General features: G+C 48.0%; 1 rRNA gene. It reads left to right on the forward strand.

Annotated features, from left to right (window positions below):
* Window positions 1-14: 14 nt before the first annotated feature.
* Window positions 15-542 (forward strand): 23S ribosomal RNA (locus CWC29_RS23520); the annotation flags it as partial.

The raw sequence follows: 542 nt of genomic DNA on the forward strand, positions 1-542 counted from the left end.
ATTTTGGGTTGTATGGTTAAGTGACTAAGCGTACACGGTGGATGCCTTGGCAGTTGGAGGCGATGAAGGACGTACTAACTTGCGATAAGCCTAGTCAAGCCAGTAAGAGGCGCTTGAGACTAGGATTTCCGAATGGGGAAACCCACCTGCTTGCAGGTATCGTTAACTGAATACATAGGTTAACGAGGCGAACGCGGAGAACTGAAACATCTAAGTACCCGTAGGAAAAGAAATCAACCGAGATTCCGAAAGTAGCGGCGAGCGAAATCGGAGCAGCCCTTAAGCTTTAGTGTAGTTAGTGGAACATGCTGGAAAGCATGACGAAACAGGGTGATAGTCCCGTACACAAAAACTTATCTAAAGTGAAATCGAGTAGGTCGGAGCACGTGAAACTTTGACTGAATATGGGGGGACCATCCTCCAAGGCTAAATACTCCCAACTGACCGATAGTGAACCAGTACCGTGAGGGAAAGGCGAAAAGAACCCCTGTGAGGGGAGTGAAATAGAACCTGAAACCGTGTACGTACAAGCAGTAGGAGCC

This window comes from Pseudoalteromonas galatheae, assembly GCF_005886105.2.
GTDB lineage: Bacteria > Pseudomonadota > Gammaproteobacteria > Enterobacterales > Alteromonadaceae > Pseudoalteromonas > Pseudoalteromonas galatheae.